Raw genomic sequence first — 1,284 nt, forward strand, 5'->3', positions numbered from 1 at the left:
GAGCGACACCGCGAGGACGACCCGGTCGCGGTCGGCCTCGGTGGTGGGGTACGTCGCCGCCAGTTCCCGGGCGAGCGCGGCGATGCGCTCGTCGTCGCCGCGTTCGAGCTCCGCGAAGACCGGGGCCCAGGCGGTCCGCCAGCCGTCGAGGCGGAGGGTGCCGCGGACGAAGGTGCGGGGCTTCCAGGCGGCCGGGAGGGCGTACTGGCGGAGGAAGGGGACGCTGTCGCGGTTGGGGTACGCCTCGAAGGTCTCGCCGTCGATCACGTGGGGGCGGGTCGCCTCCCAGGGGCGGGCCGCCGTCGTCTCCGCGCCGTCCTCGATGTAGCGGGCCGGTGCGCGCAGGGCGTTCAGCACGCCGGCCGGCGCCCAGCTGAAGCGGTACTTGAAGTCGTTCGGTACGGCCGGGATGCCGCCGCAGTACGAGGTGAGGGTGTACGTGGCCGCCGTGTCCACGCCGACGGCCCGCTCGGCCCGCGCGATCAGGCTGTGGGCGAAGAGGTGGTCGATGCCCGGGTCGAGACCGGCCTCGGTGAGGACGGTCAGGCCCTCGGCCTCGGCCGCCGGCACCTGGTCGAGGACCGCGTCCGAGACATAGCTGGAGCAGGCGAAGTGGGCCCGCCGTTCGATGGCCGTGGCCAGCAGCGGCGCGTGCTCCGGGGCCGGGAGCATGGAGACGACGACGTCTCCTGGGGCGAGGTCGGCCGCCAGTGCGGCGAGTGTGTACGCGCGGGGCTCGGCACGGCCCGTCAGGCCCAGGGCCGCCAGGGCGTCAGCGGCCCGTTCCTCGGTGCGGTGCCAGAGCCGTACACGGTCGGCGGTGTCGCACAGTGCGGCGAGGCCGCTGCCCGTGGACAGGCCCGCCCCGATCCAGTGGACCGTGCCGCTCGCCGGGGCGGCCTCCTTCGCGGTCCCGCCCGTGCCCTCAGTCATCGTCGAACTCCCCTCCTCCGATACCGGCTTCACGCAACGCCTCATGAAAGCGGGCCAGGCAACGCCCCCACGGCCCGGTGACGCCGAAGTCCAGCAGCTGCGGCAACAGCGAGCCCGAGAAGTCGGTGCTCGCCTCGCGCGGCAGCAGGGACGGCAGGTTGTCGATGGCGATGAGGTCGAGCGGCGGACGCTCGCGCAGGCGCCGCACCGGGTGTTCCCAGTCCGTGGTCGTGTCGTAGATCGGCAGGACGTTCATCGGCGAGCCGACGTCGACGGTCACGTCCGAGAGGGTGCGCAGCCTGCGGTCGGGGCCGTCGAGGTCCTTGTCCGTCAGGAAGGGCGGGACGGGGC

1 protein-coding gene and 1 pseudogene are annotated in these 1,284 nt (G+C 73.8%); both read right to left on the bottom strand.

The window, feature by feature from the left end; translation table 11 throughout:
- On the bottom strand, positions 1-933 hold a 933-nt coding region (locus tag FNH08_RS50185; RefSeq protein ID WP_152778696.1), incomplete at its 3' end, for a saccharopine dehydrogenase family protein.
- Positions 926-1,284 (bottom strand): annotated as a pseudogene (locus FNH08_RS50190) (saccharopine dehydrogenase); the annotation flags it as partial. The gene FNH08_RS50185 and the pseudogene FNH08_RS50190, both read right to left, overlap by 8 nt.

The sequence above is a fragment of the Streptomyces spongiae genome (assembly GCF_009377185.1).
Classification (GTDB): domain Bacteria; phylum Actinomycetota; class Actinomycetes; order Streptomycetales; family Streptomycetaceae; genus Streptomyces; species Streptomyces spongiae.